The organism is Paenibacillus phytohabitans, from assembly GCF_013141775.1.
GTDB classification, from domain to species: domain Bacteria; phylum Bacillota; class Bacilli; order Paenibacillales; family Paenibacillaceae; genus Paenibacillus_AQ; species Paenibacillus_AQ phytohabitans.
On the sequence record NZ_WHOB01000049.1, the window covers coordinates 1 to 19,922 of the forward strand.

Annotated in this window: 16 protein-coding genes and 1 pseudogene; 11 read left to right on the plus strand and 6 right to left on the minus strand. The window is 47.4% G+C overall.

Features of this window, described 5'->3' with window-relative positions; genetic code table 11:
* From GC101_RS35790 to GC101_RS16980, 3 genes and pseudogenes are all read left to right on the plus strand, one after another.
* A pseudogene (locus tag GC101_RS35790) lies at positions 1 to 993 on the plus strand (hypothetical protein); the annotation flags it as partial.
* A 1-nt stretch (position 994) separates the two neighbouring features.
* A complete protein-coding gene (locus GC101_RS16975; protein WP_171718199.1) occupies positions 995 to 1,492 on the plus strand; it encodes a hypothetical protein in 498 nt (165 codons plus the stop codon).
* 229 nt (positions 1,493 to 1,721) lie between these two features.
* Entirely contained in the window at positions 1,722 to 2,834 is a 1,113-nt protein-coding gene (locus GC101_RS16980) for a hypothetical protein (protein WP_171718200.1), read from the plus strand.
* Positions 2,835 to 3,047: 213 nt separating this feature from the next.
* Here the strand turns inward: GC101_RS16980 and GC101_RS16985 are convergent, their stop codons facing one another.
* The gene (locus GC101_RS16985; protein WP_171718201.1) at positions 3,048 to 8,171 is read right to left on the minus strand and encodes a bacterial Ig-like domain-containing protein; all 5,124 of its coding nucleotides are present in this window, start codon (positions 8,169 to 8,171) and stop codon (positions 3,048 to 3,050) included.
* Positions 8,172 to 8,411: 240 nt separating this feature from the next.
* On the opposite strand from GC101_RS16985, the gene GC101_RS16990 reads away from it, so the two are divergent.
* Genes GC101_RS16990 through GC101_RS17000 form a run of 3 tightly spaced genes read left to right on the plus strand, consistent with a single transcriptional unit; the run spans position 8,412 to position 10,211 of the window.
* A complete protein-coding gene (locus tag GC101_RS16990) occupies positions 8,412 to 8,888 on the plus strand; it encodes a DinB family protein (RefSeq protein ID WP_171718202.1) in 477 nt (158 codons plus the stop codon).
* On the plus strand, positions 8,889 to 9,635 hold the full coding sequence (locus GC101_RS16995; RefSeq protein ID WP_171718203.1) for a hypothetical protein: 747 nt from the start codon (positions 8,889 to 8,891) through the stop codon (positions 9,633 to 9,635).
* Positions 9,636 to 9,680: 45 nt separating this feature from the next.
* Complete coding sequence (locus tag GC101_RS17000) at positions 9,681 to 10,211, plus strand: GNAT family N-acetyltransferase (protein WP_171718204.1); 531 nt, start codon at positions 9,681 to 9,683, stop codon at positions 10,209 to 10,211.
* Between the two features lie 92 nt (positions 10,212 to 10,303).
* On the opposite strand, the gene GC101_RS17005 is transcribed toward GC101_RS17000, so the two are convergent.
* Together GC101_RS17005 and GC101_RS17010 are read right to left on the minus strand one after the other, a co-directional pair.
* Complete coding sequence (locus tag GC101_RS17005; protein WP_171718205.1) at positions 10,304 to 13,126, minus strand: O-antigen ligase family protein; 2,823 nt, start codon at positions 13,124 to 13,126, stop codon at positions 10,304 to 10,306.
* Between the two features lie 437 nt (positions 13,127 to 13,563).
* Complete coding sequence (locus GC101_RS17010; RefSeq protein ID WP_039307001.1) at positions 13,564 to 13,773, minus strand: hypothetical protein; 210 nt, start codon at positions 13,771 to 13,773, stop codon at positions 13,564 to 13,566.
* 210 nt (positions 13,774 to 13,983) lie between these two features.
* Between GC101_RS17010 and GC101_RS17015 the strand changes: the two genes are divergently transcribed.
* Positions 13,984 to 14,646: a YheC/YheD family protein gene (locus GC101_RS17015; RefSeq protein ID WP_042139804.1), complete on the plus strand. Its 663-nt coding sequence runs from the start codon at positions 13,984 to 13,986 to the stop codon at positions 14,644 to 14,646.
* Between the two features lie 337 nt (positions 14,647 to 14,983).
* Positions 14,984 to 15,127, plus strand: coding sequence for a sporulation histidine kinase inhibitor Sda (gene sda / locus GC101_RS17020; RefSeq protein ID WP_042217282.1), 144 nt, complete (start codon positions 14,984 to 14,986; stop codon positions 15,125 to 15,127).
* Between the two features lie 135 nt (positions 15,128 to 15,262).
* Here the strand turns inward: sda and GC101_RS17025 are convergent, their stop codons facing one another.
* Positions 15,263 to 16,237, minus strand: coding sequence for an NAD(P)/FAD-dependent oxidoreductase (locus tag GC101_RS17025; RefSeq protein ID WP_171718209.1), 975 nt, complete (start codon positions 16,235 to 16,237; stop codon positions 15,263 to 15,265).
* Between the two features lie 324 nt (positions 16,238 to 16,561).
* Between GC101_RS17025 and GC101_RS17030 the strand changes: the two genes are divergently transcribed.
* Positions 16,562 to 17,755, plus strand: a complete 1,194-nt coding sequence (locus GC101_RS17030; protein WP_039306992.1) for an NAD(P)/FAD-dependent oxidoreductase — start codon at positions 16,562 to 16,564, stop codon at positions 17,753 to 17,755.
* Position 17,756: 1 nt separating this feature from the next.
* A complete protein-coding gene (locus GC101_RS17035; RefSeq protein WP_171718206.1) occupies positions 17,757 to 18,041 on the plus strand; it encodes a hypothetical protein in 285 nt (94 codons plus the stop codon).
* A 183-nt stretch (positions 18,042 to 18,224) separates the two neighbouring features.
* On the opposite strand, the gene GC101_RS36560 is transcribed toward GC101_RS17035, so the two are convergent.
* Both GC101_RS36560 and hemQ read right to left on the minus strand, forming a co-directional pair.
* Positions 18,225 to 18,308: a putative holin-like toxin gene (locus GC101_RS36560; RefSeq protein ID WP_219214875.1), complete on the minus strand. Its 84-nt coding sequence runs from the start codon at positions 18,306 to 18,308 to the stop codon at positions 18,225 to 18,227.
* Between the two features lie 164 nt (positions 18,309 to 18,472).
* Positions 18,473 to 19,231 (minus strand): hydrogen peroxide-dependent heme synthase, encoded by a 759-nt coding sequence (hemQ, locus tag GC101_RS17040; RefSeq protein WP_171718207.1) that lies wholly within the window; start codon positions 19,229 to 19,231, stop codon positions 18,473 to 18,475.
* Between the two features lie 279 nt (positions 19,232 to 19,510).
* Between hemQ and GC101_RS17045 the strand changes: the two genes are divergently transcribed.
* On the plus strand, positions 19,511 to 19,807 hold the full coding sequence (locus GC101_RS17045) for a YuiB family protein (RefSeq protein WP_039306983.1): 297 nt from the start codon (positions 19,511 to 19,513) through the stop codon (positions 19,805 to 19,807).
* Positions 19,808 to 19,922: the final 115 nt, after the last annotated feature.

The window sequence follows — 19,922 nt, forward strand, 5'->3', positions numbered from 1 at the left end:
GAGGTCGTCATGGGTGTGGCGGATACGGCTACGTTTGCTTTCAACCTTGTGGTTCACCCGGTCAAAACAACGACGGAAATGAAGAATCAAGCGGCGTATATCATGGAGCATCCGGAAGTACTGGTGGAAGCGGCCAAGATGGCTTATCATAATTTTGACGAAGGAACGCCGGAAGAGAAGGCAGCGATGCTGGGCTCGGTAGCTTCCCTCCTGGTCCCTGGAATGCAGGTCACCAAAATCGGAAAAGCCGGGAAAGTGTTCAGCGGGATGGAAGACGTCGTCAGTCAAGCGGCGAAAGATGCCCTGAAAGGGATCAAGCAGAAGCTCCCGGATCTGGGTCCGGTCTTACAGACACCGGAAGGGCTGGCCTTCAAGGCAGGGAAGATACCCGATGGACCTTCACTGCCGAGGACGCCGGTACAGCAGCAATATATGGATGCCATGGATGAAATGGGTGGCGGTGCGGGTAAGATTGAGGGGCCGGGTGAAGTTAATAGTATTGGAAAAATAGTTAAGGACGGAAATAAAACAAGTTATACGAACCCTGCTGGGAATGAACTAGTGTGGGCTGATCAGCATCCTAAAAGTATTAATAATGATATTGATGCTAAGTTAAACAGTATAGACCCGGGTAAGGCTACCGAGGCTAAAGTAGCTTCTTTAGTAAGAGAAAATAAGGAAGTCACAGGGTTTGGACAGCAAGTTAAAAAGGCAGATAATAGTTTAGCTGGTGATTTAGATGTTGTTACTAAAGATGAAATTATTGAAGTTAAAAAATCAATAAAGGCAATAACAGATGTAGAACAGTTTGATAAATATGTAAACCCAAATAACGGAAATTATTTTAATCCGGAGCAGAAGAAAGTTATTTTGTATATTGACAAACCATTGACAAATTTACATCCAAATGATTTAAAAAAATTAGAGATAATTAAATCTAAGGGGGTTACTATTGTTAATTCTCTGGATGAACTTAGGGAGGCGTTAAAATAAAATGGGTACTTCAGCAGTTATTCTTACACAAAAAGGAAGATATTCACCAGAGAAACTATTAGCGGATACAATAGTCTCAGTATTTCATGCTGATGCAACTCTATATTTTGATAACAATAAGAATTATTCGAATGATGGGAGATTTTTGTATACTACACTGAACATTAATAACAATGCCTTTGCTGAGAAAAGTGAGCAATCTTTTGTTTTTTCTGTTCATGCTATTGACAATCCCAATATAGATTTTTACTATCACGAAGATTTGGCACTTGATTCTAATTTATCATTATGTCAAGTTGGTCACATTGAAGATATATATGGTGTTCAACAATTAATATTTAATTTTATTTATGAATACCTTAAATTGAACCCTGATGATTACTTCTGGATTACTGATTTTGATTGGGTTTATAACTGGGAGGACATGAAAAAAATAAAATCCTTACCCTATGATCCTCATTGGTGTTATCAAGACCCAAGGTTGATTGACTTATCTTAAATTATTCTCCTACCTAGATAGATGCCTCCATGAATGCTCATTGTTGATAAGCTTAAAGTATATTCATCTGTTTAAGTGTATGTCCTTATATCAAATCTTTAAAAATGAAATATGATCTATGAAAATAAATAACTAACTAACTATTGCGTTGTAATGAACAGGTCGATTATGGTCAGGTACCGTACTTACGAATCAGTTTGATGAAAGAACCCCGGAAGAGAAGGCAGCGATGCTGGGTTCGGTAGCTTCCCTCCTGGTCCCTGGAATGCAGGTCACCAAAATCGGCAAAGCCGGGAAAGTGTTCAGCGGGATTGAAGATGTCGTCAGCCAGGCGGCGAAGGATGCCCTGAAGGGAATCAGGTCGAAGCTCCCGGAGCTGGGTCCGGTCTTACAGACACCGGAGGGGCTGGCCTTCAAGGCAGGGGAGATACCCGATGGACCTTCACTGTTACGAAAGGTGATTAAAATGGAAATAACATATTATTTCTGCAACAACGTACTTAAAAGAGAAGAAATTGAAAGTTTACTTCTACAACTTATGGGAAATGTTATTGGAAATGAAAGTGATATTAGCTTCACACAGCAAGAAGAGAGTGATGAAGGTGAAGGAGATACACTATATGTTAAATGTAATTTTTTTAGCTTTACCACTACACAATTTAATGTAAAGAGTATATCTAAAGATTTTGATATTGAAGTGAACTATGGCTTAGAATGTAATGTATACGAAAACGGAGACAGAAAATTCATTGAGTTTTTAGGTGAAATGCTAAAAAGTAATATCGGAGCGGCTCTCCTTTTAAAAGATTCTGAATATAAAATACTAGAGCGAAAAGATAATTCCTTGCTTGTGGACAGCCACTTTTTTAATGGTGATTTTGAGGTTCTATCACTTACTTATATTCAGGGAATATACAAAAAATTCGGATTGCGAATTGATGCAGGCCTTACTACAGAAGAGATCAAGCTTGAAAGCATAAAACTAGTTGAGGAACATGAGAAAGAATATAACGTCAGAGTAGTAGAAGATCCTGATTACACGTCTGAATTTATGCTCAACTGGGGAGATATACAGATTAAAATTAGTAATACTGGTGCAACAATAAATTTATCCTGTGGTCATATTTTTGCACGTGAAGATACTTTAAGATTAAAGAAGATGCTACGATTTTTCAAGCAATTCACAAATGCATTACCAGGGGATTACGAGCTATCGGTAAAGCAAGGGTATTGGAAACAGAAACGCAGCACTTTGGTTACAAGAAACAATAGTGAAGTTACTATAAACAACCAGACTGAGGAAGCACATTTATTGTATGGAATCAATTTCTTTGATTATTAAAGATTGAACAGCTGGGCAAATTTCTTCATGAACAAAATTCAGTCATCCTCGTCTTTAATTTTGAGTGCAAATTACTGTGTCATATAGAACAGGTCATTATTGGCGGATTCCACCATAGTTGACCTGTTTTTTTATCTCTGGTAGCAGAAGAGATACAACAAATTCATATATAGAAGACCCCCAAAACCATCAAGATGGTTTTGGGGGTCTCTTTTATTTGCGCATAAGAATTCGGTAAATTAGCATCGCCGCTTCGGCACGAGTCGAATATGCAGTTGGATTGAGCTGCTGCCGGCCGTCTCCCTTAATGAGACCAGCTGCTGCCAGTGCTGCAATATCATCGGCCGCATCAATGGTGATTAGGTGGCGATCTGTAAAGCCGTTTAAACCGGAGGCAGGTATCGTTCCCGGATTCCAAACTTCTGCAGCCTTTAGGGCTCTAGCCGCCATGACAAACATCTCTTGTCTGGATAGCGGTTCATTCGGAGGATTGGATGACACCTCTGCGAAGCCGCCCCCTTCTGCTGCACTCAGTCCCAAAGCCCGAACCAGTAAAAGTGCGAAATCCGCATGTGTAACGGCCTGCTCCGGTCTGAATTCGGTTGCTGATATTCCATTAATTATTCCCTTGGAAGTGAGTACTTCCACTGCGGACTTTGCCCAATGGGAATAGGAGATATCCTGGAATGTCTTGTGGTTATAGATCGCTGCATAGTGGCCGGACGAAAGAGTGGTTGAGAAAACCGCTTGCTGCTTGTCTGCACTATAATCCCCGTTGACTACAGGCTGGATGATTCCCTTGTCATTGACATGCCACACAACAATAAAGGCATTGCCCGCTGCAGGAACGGCTGGTGAATGCGGAAGTCCGATCTGTATGGCTGATTGCAGGCTGTCTGCTTGAAGCTTTATCCCATCCAAACGAAGCTCATACCCGATTAGCGGGTTGTCACCTAACTTCCCTTTAAGCGTTCCTTCCGTATCGACTGTTCTTACTAATAAAGTTACAGTCTTCACGCCGTCGAGCATTGCTGCAGGCAAGAGACTGTCTGGTAACATAATCGTGGCCAGTGACGAGCTGACCTCTATCTGCAAGGCAGAAGCTCCTGAGCGAAATGCTGAAGCAGGTAAGTGTAACTCATATTCCTTGATGTCCTTGGCCGGATCAACAGTAAGCGGAATCCGGATAGTTTTAATACCGGTTGAATCCGCTTTGGCCAAAGCAATTATCTTTTGCAGGGAGGAATCCATCAGTAAGGCGCTGGCTTTACCTGCATCAACCGTTATGGGCAGTTCAATTCTGACGCTGCCATCCAGCAGGAGTACGGTCGTAGAAGAATCTCCAATGGCTGACCCGGAACCGCCGGTGTTTGGTACAGCAGCGGGACTTGGTGTAGACGTGGGGTCAGGTGCAGCCGTAGGACCCGGTGTGGCAGAGGGAGCCGGAGTAGCCGAAGGAGTTGGTGTCGGGTTTATCTCTGGTTCCGGTTCTGGCTCTGGCTCTGGCTGAGTTCCCGGTCCCGGCTCCTCAAAGGGAATGAACTTCAGGAAGTCACCCCAGATGATATTTCCCTCCGCATCCCTCGTATAAGAGTTTACTGGATTCAAACTAGCAAAGTTAGCATCTGTCAGCTGCTTGCCTGACTTATTGACTGACGCTGTACCATCGTACATGAAGTTATTGTCGGCAGCCAAAGCAGCTGGATACTGGTCTTTCCCGATGCTGCCCGTCTGGTAGGATACAAAGCCGTCGATCCTAAAGTCTGCAGTGATTTGGTCATAAGTGGTGAAGCTTATATTTCCGCGTGTGTTATTAAATCCGATATTGTTAATAGCAATCACACCCGGATTACTGTTACTGGTGAAGCCATACGCGCCATTTCCGAAGGCAATGGAATTGCGGATGGTATGAGGGACGTTGATGCCTTCTCCCCCCAGCTTGAATCCGTTTTTATCGCCAGCGCCAACCGTTCCGTCTGTTAAATACCCGTTATTGAAGGCTGCACTATTCTCGATTAATACTGGACCGATTGCGCCTGAGCCTGCTTTGGTATACAAGTCCCAGCCATCGTCAATGTTGTTATGTGCCAGGCATCCTCTGAAAATATTTCCAATACCTGAAGTCAATTTCGCGGCAAAGCCATCTGCATTATTGTTTGCCGGATCGCGGTTATCGAAGGAGGTGCTGTTCAGAATTAAGTTGTAGGATGGCCATTCGGCGAGTTCTTGTGCCGTTCCGTCCGTACGGCTGATTTGAAGGCCCGTATCCCCGTTAGCATAGAAGCGGCTATTCTCAACGATGTTATAATTCCCTCCAACCGTAAAGCCTTTCGTATTTGGCGCCGAGCGGGTGAAATCAATTCCCTTCACATGCCAATAGTTCCCGCTGAGCAGCACGCCTTCTGTTTTTTTGTCAAAATCGATGACGGGTCTTGCCCCTGGTGCTGCCTCCAGGTACTTCTTAGCGGCTGCGGTTCCATCATTGTACCTCTGAATGACAAGCGGTGAGTTCCGCACATAATGGCCGTCAAGCACGATAATATGCTGGCCTGGTCTGACATATTCAATGGCGGTGTCGAGATCAAGCGGGAGATCAGCCGTACCCTCCCCGGCACTTGTTCCCGCAGGAGATACATAGATATGTTCTCCCTCTCCATAGCTGCTCAGGGTTACTGTGAAGTTATGGACGATTTTATCGTAAGAGGTCAAATACTGGGTATCCTCTGGTACAAAAGTAACGCTGAAGTTCGTATCCCCCTGATCAGCGAGTACCGCCGGAACCGCTAGACGCTTATCGGCTTTAGCCTCGATATCCTGGGCGATGATTTTAGAGCCTTGCTTCACCGTTACGGTTCCGTTGACATTCGGACGAACAATCATTTGATATTCTGGTGTAGAAGTCTTGCTTAGAGATAGTATGCTCAAGCTTGGGGCAACCGGAGCTGCCGGTGGTTCAACTTTAGGAGAATCGGTAGCTGCTGACGTCACCGTCAACTGGATATTGCGGATATTAATTGTAGCGAGACGTGCCGCATAGAATCCGACATACATTTTGGAATCTTGTACGTTAAGAATATCCGGCTCAAAAATGATAGCTTCCTGATCATTGTTAAGCTGTCCAGTAAAGCCGCTATTCGTCTTGGAGAGCGTTAGACGATAAGGAGCTGCAGGAGCCGTATTGCCGGGGGCAGGCCGCTCATTCCTCAGCATGATGGTCTGAATGCCTTTACTTCCGGTTCCGTCAGACTTCAAGATGCCGGACCGGACAAAGAGCTGGGTGCCGATGGCGCTTTTGGTACCGCCGCTGTAGCCGCCGATAGCAGCGATATTCGAGGCGAATACGCTGGAATTTCCAGGCGTCCCAATAGCATCCCGTGCCATGATGCCGAATGACTCTTGTCCGTCATATGGAGTTTTGGCAAAAGCCGACACGGAGATATCCGCAGACAGCATGAAATTATCTTCTGACGCATCAAGCTCTGTGTAATAGAAGGTAATGCCATCGTGGTCTTCAGTCACCTTGCCGCCGCCTTCCAGCGCAATCAGCTCTACCGTTCCGTCCTCTTGTAGAAGCATCTTGTTATTAGCAGCGGATGTGGATTGGCCGAATTGAATGCTGCGCCAGACGGGTTCAAGCTTCTCTTTTACCGTGACAGAATACGTAATCGGCTGTATGGATGTATCCGCAGGGATGATCCCGATGTCATATACTCCGGCCCTTTGGTTATCAAACTTGGAGCTGTCCAGGATGAAATCGCTTAGGACTTCCCGGTCCAAGTTGTCATAGACTTTCGATACGATCAGATGATCGCTGTTAAAGTTATCGCCTATAAAAAAGGTCGTTGCCGGATAGCCTGTTACTTCGATACCGGTTAGCTCTTTAATTTTGACCTTAACGTGGAAGGTTGCTGTTGATCCTTTATGAGTTACTGTGATTTCTTTATCTCCTGGTACCGAGGTGTTGAGGGGAGAGACGGTATATTCATCTTTGGTCAGGCGGATCTGAGTGCCATCAGAATAATGGGCATAAACTGCTAATCCTTCTAATTGGATGGAATCACCGATGTAATAGACGGTTTGTTTGGGTTCATGTCTAATCTCCAGCTTGGACAGGGCAGCGTCAATGACTTCAACGTTAAAGGCAGCCGCCATGGATGGAGTCTCTGTGGAGGTGATATTGATTTCATATGGACCTGACTCCGTAAACACATGCGGTGATGTATCAGTAACGGGCTGTCCGCCGATGGAGAGCGAATAGAGACTGCGGTCCAGTTCTGTGATCAGGTAATGATCATTATAGTCAGCAACGACCACAAGTCCCTCCGGATCAAACGTATCTCCCGGATAATAGACCGTTTTGGCCGGCTCATATTTTACCGATAAGGAGGTCACTGTCAGCGGGATAATTTGCAGCGGGATGGTTGCCGAAGCGCCGTTATAATTAATCTTGATCGTATTCTCTCCAGCCTTAGTGCTGTCAAAGCCGGTAACGATATAATCAGCGGAAGACAACACGGCCTCACTGTTATCAGAAAAGACGGCCTTAACGGCCAGTCCGGTCAGATCAAGAGGTTCACCCACCAGATAGGAGGTTTTGGTCATCCCGCTTGTATCAGCAATTAGGCTGGATACGCTTTTGGTCTCGACCTTGATGTCTAGTTCACTGAAGGTTACTTCCGCATCTCTTGCTACATAGATTCCGGCAAAGATCGTCTCCGTGAATGTATCGTCGAGTGTTACGATTTGAGTTTGCTCACCGATGCTTAGCAGATAAGTATTGCCTGATTTTTTAATGCTGAGATCATAGGCTTCACCTGCACTAGGGGCATTGATTCCGCTAAATGCAGGAAGCTTTATTTGTGAGGTTTTTTTATAAAATCCTTTCATTACCTGATCCAACGCACCGACTGCAGCATAATTAGAAATGTTTTTGCTGTCATCTCCATTTGTTCCAACAGTATCCCTGAGCATAAGTCCGAAGGATTTCTGATTAGGCGTGCTGACGCTGGATCTGCTGTTAAATAAATTCACTGTAGCTTTGGCTTTAAGCTCAAAGTTCGTGTCAACGGGAAGTTCTTTGTAATAAAAGGAAAGTCCCTCCTCTCCAGAAGCAATCTTTCCGCCGTAAGTACTCATTATTACTGTATTTGGATCTTGAACAATAGGTTCGGGGTTCGTAGCTGGTACTGTACCCGGTCCGAAGGCGCTGAACGCCCAAGGTCCCAGATCCACCTGTTCTTCTTGGCGTACTTCCTCTGCAGACAGAGATAGTGGAATAGACGAGAACAGGAGCAGGAAAATTACAAACATAGCTGACAAGCGTTTTGATTTTCTCACAATGATTAAAACCTCTCCTTATTGGAACGATTGGATCAATGTAAAAGTCTGATCTACGAGATTATACGTTACGTGTGAAAAGTACAGCTATAATCAATACTTCACAAACCGCAGTATATAAGGAATTAGAGGAAGGATGTGAGTTAATGACACTTGGTTTACGAGGGGAGGATAACAGGGATATATCGCGAATCATGAATAGTAGGCAAAATTAAATTTACGAGTATTGGAGGCAGCGGCATGTTGAAGCTATTCGAGTATAACTGGCAGGTGCGCAAAGACTGGTTCGACTGGTGTGAGACGGTGGACGGGGAAGAGCTGATGAAATTACGCACTGGAGGCATAGGATACATTCTTCCTACGCTCTATCACATTGTGACCGTCGAGTATGGCTGGATCTGTGGCGGGATACAAGAGAAAGAGATTGAGATTCCTTCTTTCGAGGAAGTGGCCAGCTTGCAGCAGGTCAAGGATTTATCCGCGCGGTGCCATGAGGAGCTGGCTCCATTCGTGTACGGCTGGAATGACAGCCTGGAAGACCGGATCATGATTGATATCACGGATGAAGGGGAACACGAACCCCACAAATACGGCGAGGTTATGCGGCATCTGATTGCCCACGAGATCCACCACACCGGTCAATTGTCTGTATGGTCACGGGAGATCGGGAAGCCGCCGGTTACGGCTAACTTTATTGGCAGAGGACTGTTTAACTAAATGCTGAAATTGACCCGGAAAATGAAGGTAATAGCTGCGTCGGGTATATTGTTAATAGCACTGCTGATGATCTCTTGGGGAGTCTATGCCAAGCCGGTGCATGCTGCCTTGGTCAATTACTCTAGCATGGTTGAAGTGGCACCGGATGTTTATATAGAGCCGGATATGACAAAGGAACTACAGGATCAGCTGCTATATTACGTTGAGCTTGCCCAAGAGAAGGTCACGGCTATTTTTGGTGAGCGAACTTCAACTCCGTATTTGATTGTGGCGCTAACTTCCAGGAGTCTGGGGAAATACACTGAAAATCCGACCGGACAAACCTATTACCTGCCCTGGAATAACTATATTGTGATCGGCCCGGACGGGTTTAATGAAAATGTGATTTCGCATGAATTCACACATGCTGAATTGAGGGAACGACTGCGCAACCGCAATGTAGTACCGGTGTGGTTTGATGAAGGTCTGGCTTCAATGGTAGACGGGAGATTGTCTAATAGCACAGCGGCATGGGAACAGGTAACGGATAAAGGGAAGAAGCCTGTGGATTACGGCCTTTTAGACTCGTATGATGCCTTCAGTTATGGAACTCCGGAAGCCTGGAAGAATTACAACCTGGCTTGTTATGAAGTTACGCGGTGGTTCTCCAGTGCAGGAGAAGAGGGGCTTCTCAAGTTAATCCAAGCGTTGAACCAAGGGGAAGATTTCACAGAGCAATATGCAAGAATTGAACTTGCTGAGCCATGAAGCCCCCTCGGATTACAACACAGTAAGCATAAGGATGTGACCAACATGCAGTTTGAAACAAACCGGCTGCTGATCCGGGAATTCAGGTCTGAGGATGTCCAGCGGGTGCATGAGTATGCCTCCGACCCGGCTGTAGCCAAGTATATGATTTGGGGACCTAATTCCCTGGAGGATACCCGGAGCTACATCCGGCTGACCTTGGATATGCAGCAGCAGGAGCCGCGCCAGGGGTTCGAGTACGCAGTCGTTCTGAAGCAGGAGGATGTACTGGTAGGCGGCTGCGGGATACATATCAGCGGAGAAGGGCAGGGAGAGATCGGTTATTGCTATAACCGGTTGTATTGGGGACAGGGTATTGCAAGTGAGGCTGCCGCCGTGCTGCTGGATTGGGGCTTCAATGGCCTTGATCTTCACCGGATCTACGCGACCTGCCGCCCGGAGAATATCGGCTCTGCCAGAGTCATGCAACACATAGGGATGGTATATGAAGGACATCTGAGAGAACATATGCGGCATAAGGGGAAGTGGCTGGACTCTTACCAATACTCTATCCTGAAGGACGAGTATACACGTTGATCTTACGCAAAAAAAAGAAGGCGTCCCAGAAGCCGTTTCATGGCTTTTGGGACAGCCTCTTTTTGCTGTTCTCTAGTCTGGCAATAGTACAGTTAGAGCGGCATAACGGCAACTTCGTTAATCTTGACTGCTTCTTCCGGATCAGCTGCAATCAGCTTGTCATACACCGCCTGATCCTGGGCACTCTGCGTTCTCTGCAATACAGCGAGATACCAGCGGGCCGTTTCCCGGTTGACGGCATCGTTATAATCCTCATTCAGCCCTTGCTGCAGTGTGGCTGCGGCGGCCTGGAATTGTTTCGACAAATATTGGATCTTACCGGCGTTCAGCAGCATAGCCGAAGTAATCATCGATCCCCGTCCCTGCTGATCTTCAGCCGGAAGGGTACTGAACCATTCTTCATCCGCAGCCGCATGGGCATAAGCGTCCAGACCGGTTTTGAAATACCGTTCCTTATTAACCGTCTCCTGATCCCCCAGATCCGTCTGGCCCAGTGCATAAGCATCCAGTGCCCGCTTCAAGGCTGCAGCTCCCAGCTCCTGGGAACGGCTGATCACTCCGCTGTACCAGTCTGTATCCCAGAGGGTTGCGGTCTCCGTCAAGTCTTCGTAACCATTGATGAAGCCTTGCTTCACCGTTGCCCCAGCAGCTTCCTCGTCTCCGGACATGGATTGGATTCGCCCTGCATTCAGAGCAATCGTTGAGGTAACGAAGAATTCACGGCCCTGAAGCTGCTCGGGTGGAAGAGTCTTCAAATGCTCAATGCCGTCCGTTACATGTTTGTAGGAAGCCAGCGCACTGTTGAAATACTTCTGTTCCCCTGCTTCATCTCGCTTCGCATAGGCCTGCAGCCCAAGGAGCGAGGTCCGGCTGATCAGATGATCATACCAGTTGATATCCCACATGAACTTGTCCGCATTATCGAGATACACCCGGTAAGACTCTTCACTCTGGCCCTTCAGATCATAGTATTTCGCCAGCTGGGATAGCAGATCTTTGTTATAGGGCTCACCTTCAAGTGCGCGGGTTAACACCGTATAGGATTCGTCCAGAAACTGTGTATTCTGTGTTTGGGTAAATACCTGCTGATCCAGCATGGATAGATAAGCCGCCGATTCGGGATGATTCGGGCGGGTTTTGAGTGCTTTTACCAGAGGGGCCTTGATCTCTTCATAGGATTGGCTGACGTTGACCAGCTTCTTGGCGGTATAGGCTTCAGAGCTGGAACTGATATACCCCAGAGACAGGAACAGCAGATACCCGGTGCCGATTCCCAGCAGCCCGAAATACCCGGCTCTGATCCAAAGCTTGTTCCACTTGAGACGGAGCGGTCTGCTCTCCATGACAACGGTCATCCCTCCCAGAGCGAGGAAGACCAGAATCCCCATGAACGCATAGCTCATATTGAAATCAAGCAGGCTGTGAACAAGAATTGACAACGCGATAATGAGATAGAAGAACCCGTTATTGTAATCGTCTTTGTCGCGTTTCAGGTATCCTCTTACATACTTGCAGAAAATGAACAGGATGAAGCCCATGAACACGATAAAGCCGAGAATGCCCACTTCAATCAGGTACTGCAGGAAAAAGTTGTGGACCTGGCGGCTCAGGTAAGGGTTGTTCTGGTAGTGCTCATAGAGTGACGCCCAGCCCCCGCCTCCGGTCCCCAGTACCGGATAATCTTTGACCACCTTCATCGCATCTTTGTAAAAGGTGAAGCGTTCAAGTACACTGTGCTGCTTGAAGTTGATATTCTCCAGCCGTGTTCCGATATTCTCCGGCAGAATATTACGCGCACGGGTTCCGATAAACAGGAAGGCGATAATCAACACACCGGCAACGGATACCACAGGAATCCATACTCCGCTCCAGCGGCGTGATTCTGTGCTGCCGAGCTTGCGGCTCAGCCAAGGGGCAAAGTAATGCTGGACAACCCAGCAAAGAGCGGCGGCGCAGAATGATGCACCCAGCAGGTATCCCCAGCCCTCAAGGGCTGCAGAGGAAGTGAAGGCCGTATTCAGCTCCAGGCCCAGTCTGGTTACCGGATTCGTAATCAGCAGAGACAATACGCCGGCAATGGCAAGATTAATAATCCAGAGTATCTGCTGCACAGGCTTTAGGAAGAGCAGCAGAATAATGAATACCACAGGCAGCAGGACCAGACCGCCGCGGGACAAGGTAAGCAGCAGCGAGACAATGAAGGGAACCAGCATAAATCCGTGCATCAGCTGTCCGTACCATTTCCGGGAGCGGATCAGCGCGAATAAGGCGACGAACAGAAAAGCCATCAGGAACGCTGCATATGTATTGGCATACTGGAAAATGGAAGTCAGGCGAAGCCCGTTTGAATCGGTCATTACCGCTTCAGTATACTTGCCGTTGACCACAGTATCCGAGAACCAGCCTACAAGACTGCCGGCCAGCTTCCAGCTTCCGAGCCAGTTCAATAGACCGAAACCGACGATCAGATAAGCGATTGCGAGGATACCCAGCTGAATAACAATATTGAGCTGCCTCTGGCGGAGCAGATACACGCTGGTAATGAAGACCGCCACATAAGTAAATTGGGTGAACAGCATGTTCATAGCCATATAATGCGAGGCAGCGCCAAACAGTGACAGGGCGTACGTTAACGGGAGCAGGATTGCGGCGAGGGTAAGCAGATCGCGCTGCCCGTCCAGCCTGAAGGTCTTGAAGTACAGGAGAGCACAGACCAGCAGGAGCAGACCGCTCAGCAAGGCAGCCATATAAATAGGCTTCTCAAATTCCACTCTCATTCCGTTGAACAATCCAACCTGGAAGGGGGTCCACCCCAGGAACAGGATGAAGGCAATGCAGAGCGCCCATGCGGGTCCGGAATTCTTTTCGATCATTTTGGACGGAGCCGCTTGTTTGCCGTATACAGGTTTCGACACGTTATATTCTCCTTTTTTCGAGTATTCACGCTACTAATTCTAACATAGAACCATATAAGGTATATTGTGTAAAATGATGATAATGTGAAATTATGGATGGGATATAAGTGTTCGAGTACTTTGGAAATGTGGAGGAAGAGGAGCTGGAACGGTCCGGCGAAGAGGTGAGAGAATCGGTAACGAGGCAGTTGGCGGTGTATTTTGACGGCAAGAATTGAATTCAGGTGTGGCGCGTTACCGGAGGTGCTGCAAGGCTTGAGAGATTCAGCTAATGGAGCTGTCCATCGGCACAGGCCAACCCTTCACTGTTTCATAGAATATAGTATCTCAGGCAAATCTATGAGGCATGTATACGTGAGATTCCGCTCAAAGGCAGCGATGATAAAAGGCAGTCTGCTCTACGGATGTCTTTTGTCATAGCTGCCGGGAGCTTTGCTTCAGGCCGGAAGGATGAATTTGAAATTAATCATGAACACGATCAGGGCAGCGGCCCCCAGGGAAAAGGCGATACAGCCGGCGCCCAGAACCCTGCGGCGGTCTTTGATGAATTTGAAGCCCAGCGCGCAGACGAGTATTGTGGTTCCTGCCAGTACAACAGACATACCGATCATCGCAAACCAATACAGGATTTCAAAAAACTGTGCCATTAGGAAACCCTCCCCTCCAGGCTATAATACAACGAATTTTAAGAATATTCCAGCTCTGGAATAAACGGAACACCGGGACATACGGCCCTTGCGGCTATATGCCCTTTTTTGCTGTGGACTCCCTTACCACGGACAATCATACAGGAGGGTGCGGTCTTTCGTGAGTAATCTATAGGGTAGGCTGGGAATTCGAAAGGAGAGGGCGAAAAAATGGCGGGGAGAGAACTGGCAAGCAAGTTGCTGAAGACCGCGGCGTTGCTTAGCGATTCACGGGTTGCCGGTTACATTCCGAGAACACGGGAATATAGTGCTGCCGGACTGTTGGCGATGCTGGGAAGATACGGGAATGTTGTGATTAAGCCGGTTGTCGGCGGCGGAGGTTACGGGGTGATCAAGGTGTTCCGGGATCACCGGGGTTACGGCTTCACGTATATGCATAATACACGTATATATCGTGATTTTGCTTCGATGAGGTACGCACTGGACCGCTTCAAGGTAAAGCGGAGATATTTGATCCAGCAAGGCATTTCCCTTGCCCGGATTTCCGGGCGTCCGATTGATTACCGGGTCAAAGTGGTGAAGAACGGCGATCACTGGGAATTCCGCTCCATGGTAGGCAGAGTAGCCCGGCCGGGATTGTTCGTTACTAATCTCTGTAAAGGGGGAACGATGCTCAGCTGCCGTCAGGGACTGAACAGATCGCTGCCGAGAATCCGGACCTCCGCCAAGAAAGCGGAGATGCGCCGGCTGACTTTAGTCTGCATTGAGCTGCTGGAGCGGCATTTCCCCGGCATCGGTGAGCTGGGGTTCGATTATGCTGTGGATCAGCGGGGGAAAATATGGATTCTGGAAGTAAATACAAGACCAAAATAACCGGAAATTGATTAAGAAAATTTTAATAATTGACGATAAATACATTAATAAGCTAATATTGCGTTTAGTCGTGTCAATTCCGAGGTAATATGAACATAAATATCCCAGCCAATTATGAACATTCTAAAAATTATTTTTAAGGATAAGCGGGATATCTGCCCTGTGCATAACTATTATCCCCATAGTCCACCGTGCAGTACCTGACATTACAACCCTTACTAACATATTATGCACAGGATCTCCACAGTAGCTTGTGGATAATGAGAACGCTTGTTCGAATAATGATAGTTTGCTATGATAGATTCAGATCCAAATAAAGGAAAGGTAGGTGAACGTTATGGTTGAATTGTCGGATGAGATGCTGCTGGACTCTTATCATAGAGCGATAGAGCTGCAATTGGAGCATGATTTCATCGCTCTGCTACTCGCTGAAATTCGCAAACGGAACTTACACTCTCCAGTTCATGCGGTTCTTCACTAAAGATCAGAGCATACCTTTACAGCACCCAGAATTAATCAAACCGCAAGTAACACAGAATAGGGTATCTTTTCAAGTTGAGGTGGAATCAACCTGAAAGGATACCCTTTTATTGTAGGTTTTAGGTTATATGCAATCCTAGAGTTTGAGATTACTGCTGTGTCCCGGGGACAGCTTCGCTTCCGGATCAATATATACCTTGGCGTTGTTCACAGCAGTCGGCGCTTCTCCGAAGCCTACAGCAATCAGCTTCAGCTTGCCCGGATACGTGGTGATATCGCCTGCGGCGAAGATACCCGGAATGCTGGTCTCCATGCGGGAGTCAACCACAATAGAGTTACCGTCGATTTCAATTCCCCATTCCGCAATCGGTCCCAGTGAGGAAACAAAGCCGAAATTGACAATGACACTGTCTACTTCGATTTCCTGGGTTTCTTTGGTCTTGATATGAGACAGGGTTACCTTGGTGATGAACTCTTCACCATGCAGCTCAGTGATCTCGGATGGCGTAATAACATTAACCTTGGAGGCCATCAGATTCTCGACACTGTGCTCATGCGCACGGAATTTATCCCGGCGGTGAATCAGAGTTACCTGCTCCGCGATAGGCTCAAGCATAAGTGCCCAGTCTACGGCAGAATCGCCGCCGCCGCTGATCAGCACTTTCTTGTCTTTATATGCATTCAGATCGCTTACAAAATAATGCAGATTGGCTTTCTCGAAACGCTGCGCATCAGGTACTTCCAGGCGCCGCGGCTCGAATGCGCCTACACCTGCTGTGACAATAATAGCTTTGCTGTGATATTCAGCTTTATCGGTGGTGACGATGAAGTGGCGCTCGTCCTGCTTCACAACAGATACAACCTTTTCCTCCAGACGGATATCAGACTGGAAGAGCTCCATCTGCCGTGAAAGGTTATCCACCAGTTCCTGTCCGGTGATCTTGGGAAAACCGGCCACGTCGTAAATATATTTTTCGGGATAAAGAGCAGCAAGCTGCCCCCCCAATTGGGGCATACTTTCAATAAGTGTTACCGAAGCCTGGCGCATACCGCCGTAAAAAGCGGCAAACATACCGGCTGGTCCCCCGCCTATGATGATGAGATCGCTCATAGGAACGGATTGCTCTAGTGTCACGTAATATTACACCTCCGAGTTGATAGTTTCAAATTGCCATACTTGCGTACCTACTCATTATAAACATTGTGGCACCCCGCTGCAAAGCCTTTGATTTCACTGAAAAATGTGACATTTTGTTGTATGATTGTATTTGATTAAAACGATACTAAGGTTTACAATGGATATGGTTATTTTAGAAATCCTTTAAGTTTAATTGGAAATTCTTCTGAATTTAAGTGTATAAATTCACAAAAGAAACCTAATTTTTTTACAAAAAATAACACATAGACAGATTCACCTGTTGGAAGGAGCCGGAACATGAGCAGTATTCCCAAAATTGTTATCCTAGGCGCGGGATATGGAGGTATCTTGACCGCCCAGCGGCTGCAGAAAGCTTTAAATTATAATGAAGCGGATGTAACCCTGGTGAACCGCCATGAGTATCATTATTTCACGACCCATCTGCATATGCCAGCAGCCGGAACGGACAGCATCGAGCATACCCGCGTATCCATCTCCAAGCTTATCGATGAATTCAAAATTGATCTTGTTAAATCTTCCGTACAGGAGATCCGTACCCAGCAGAAGAAGGTTATTCTGGAAGACGGAACCCTCTCGTATGATTATCTCGTAATCGCACTTGGCGGCGAGCCTGAGACCTTCGGAATCCCGGGACTCGACAAATATGCGCTGACCATCCGCAGCATTAACTCCGTGCGGCTGATCCGTGAACATATTGAGTATCAATTTGCCAAATACAAGAATGAGAATAATGCACAAGAGCATATCAACTTTGTTGTCGGCGGCGCGGGCTTCAGCGGCATTGAGTTTGTGGCTGAACTGGCAGACCGGATTCCGGCGCTCTGCAAAGAATATGATGTCGATCCAAGTATGGTCAACATCTATAATGTTGAAGCTGCTCCTACAGCGCTGCCTGGCTTTGCTCCGGAGCTTGTCGAGCATGCCATGACAGTGCTTACGAAGAAGGGGGTAACCTTCAAGTTCGGCGTGGCGATCAAGGAATGCCTGCCTGGCGGTGTCATCCTTGCAACCGGTGAAGAAATCAAAGCTTCCACGATCGTCTGGACCGGCGGTATCCGCGGCAACCGTCTGATTGAAGCGGCCGGCTTCGAAGCTATGCGCGGGCGTGTGAAGGTAGACGAATATCTGCGTGCCCCAGGACATGAGAACATCTTCATCATCGGTGACGGTTCCCTCATGATTAATCCTGAAGGACGTCCGTACCCTCCAACGGCACAGATTGCTATGCAGCAGGGAGAATGCTGTGCGCATAATCTTGTAGCGGCCATCCGCAGCCAGCAGCCGAAGAAGTTTGCGTTCAGCAACAAGGGCACCGTAGCCTCGCTGGGCAAAGGCCAGGGGATTGCAGTAGTGGGCGATAAGACCTATAAGGGCTGGACAGCGGCGCAGCTGAAGAAGGTTGTAGACATGCGCTACCTGCTCATTATCGGCGGCATTCCGCTGGTACTCAAGAAGGGAAGATTCCTCTAAGATGCGCCATTGCAGCGTACAAGTTCGCGGACTGCTCACGCGTGAGGAGCTGGACCGCTACAATGCTCTAATTGAGGTTGGTTCCTATCTTGAGGATCAGACACGATATGATCTGGCTTACAATATCCAGAAGGAAATCGACATCCTGATTCTCCCGGCCATAGAGCGCCTGAAGGATAAGGGCCGCGCGCGTGACCGGGCGACCGCTGAATATCTGGAGAGTCTGCGGGATGAGGAAGACGATGACGAGGACGAAGAGGCTGATGGTAAGAATCCGTCCGATTGAAGGATATAGATTTGTATATATTTATTTATTAAATCCACATGTGGTATAGTGAAGGTAGAAAAGACGTACAATGCAAAGAGAGCCGTGCGCTAACACGACTCTCCGTTGCAACAGCCGCTTTTAAGGGCGGCGGCTTTGGGAAAAGTAGTCAAGAAATAGACCGTCTCCTTTGACCAGGGCGGTCTATTTCTTTTTGAGGTAATTTAGCAGAGCAATAATGAACATGCCGAACATGAACATCAGAGACAAAGCTTGATAAACCTCCATTGGCCTCACCTCCCTTCCGGGAGAATAGCCGACCGCCCTTGTAAGCCTTCCATTGCTTATGCGATTATACCATTTCTATCACCTGTCTGAATAGATTGCTGATATGAAAAAAATCCAAATAAAGGGAAGGCTTCCTATCCGGGAAGCCTTCCCTTTTTAAGCTTTTAGAGCTTCAGCATCTCTTCGAATGATTCCTCAGTCAGCAGATTGCCGACATAGAAGGGACCGAATTCGCCGTAGCGGGCACTCACTTCATCAAAGCGCATCTCATAGACCAGCTTCTTGAACTGCAGGGCATCTTCAGCGAACAGGGTCACGCCCCATTCCCAGTCATCGAATCCGACGGAGCCGGAGATGATCTGCTTCACCTTGCCGGCATATCCGCGGCCGATCAGGCCATGGGAATGCATGAGCTCACGGCGTTTGTCCATATCGAGCATGTACCAGTTGTCTGCAAGCTCGCGTTTCTTGTTCATCGGATAGAAGCAGATATGCTTCGCTTGCGGCAGAATAGGCTTCAGCCGGGCGGCAACATGCGGATTCAGCATTGGATCGCTGCCGTCTCCTGCAGTTCCTCCTGCGGCGTAGTTGCTGAGTTCCACAATACTTACATATGAATAGGCTTTGGTAGTATATTGGGCGAAGGCGATTTTGTTAAAAGCAGTCTCAAGCGCATTCAATGCTTCCAGGCTTTCCCGCAGAAACATCATCACGAAATCAGCTTTCTGGCCAACGATGGAATACACGGTGGAGCTGCCTTCCTTGGCTTCTTCCACGGGCCCCCATTCCTGCATGAAAGCATGCAGCTCCTCCAGGGCAACGGCGCGTTCTTCATCATCGGCTGCCGTCCAGGCAGTCCAATTGAGAGAGCGGAAGTCATGCAGGGCATACCAGCCTTCCAGTGTCAAAGCGGCTTCGTTCATGTTCTCACTCCTTTAAAATTTGCATACGTTTAATATGTATAAACATATTTCCGAAAAGAAACGTGCACCGTTCTTATGAAGACGCTGCAGCCGTTTCCATTTGCTATTTGCATTGTATCGCATGCGAACGGCCAAGAGCAAACTCTACAGCGGCCATTTGCGCTGATCGCAAACCACTGGACGATAATGTTCATTGCTTCGCTACATTTTTTCTAGTAAACTTACTATTAAATAAGGTTTGGTGTGCGGTTCTTTATAGAGAGAGGGGATGGCGGTACGATGGGATTTATTCCAGTGTTTGTTCTGGCCGTTTTGTTCTTTGTCATGATGTTTGGCATTGGCTTTATCCTTAACATGTTAATGAAGACTACCTGGTTTCCCGCATACCTGTTCGTAATCGTTATTCTTCCCGTAGTGGTCTACTCCATCTGGGACCGGAGCTCCATGTCGTTATGGGAGCATCTCTCTACCTTTCATGTAGTCGACTATCTGACCGGTATAGCCGGCCTTGCCGGTGCTGTACTGAGCGGCTGGACCATTCAGAAGCTGCGGCTGGGCGGATACAAAATGTTCTGAGGAATGTGCAGAGCAGGCAAGACAACAAACGGCTGATCTCCTTCAAAACTAAGGGGAAGCCGTTTTTTCTTATCTTTTCCGCTAGAATCAGCAAGTGTTACAAAGCTGTCGATAA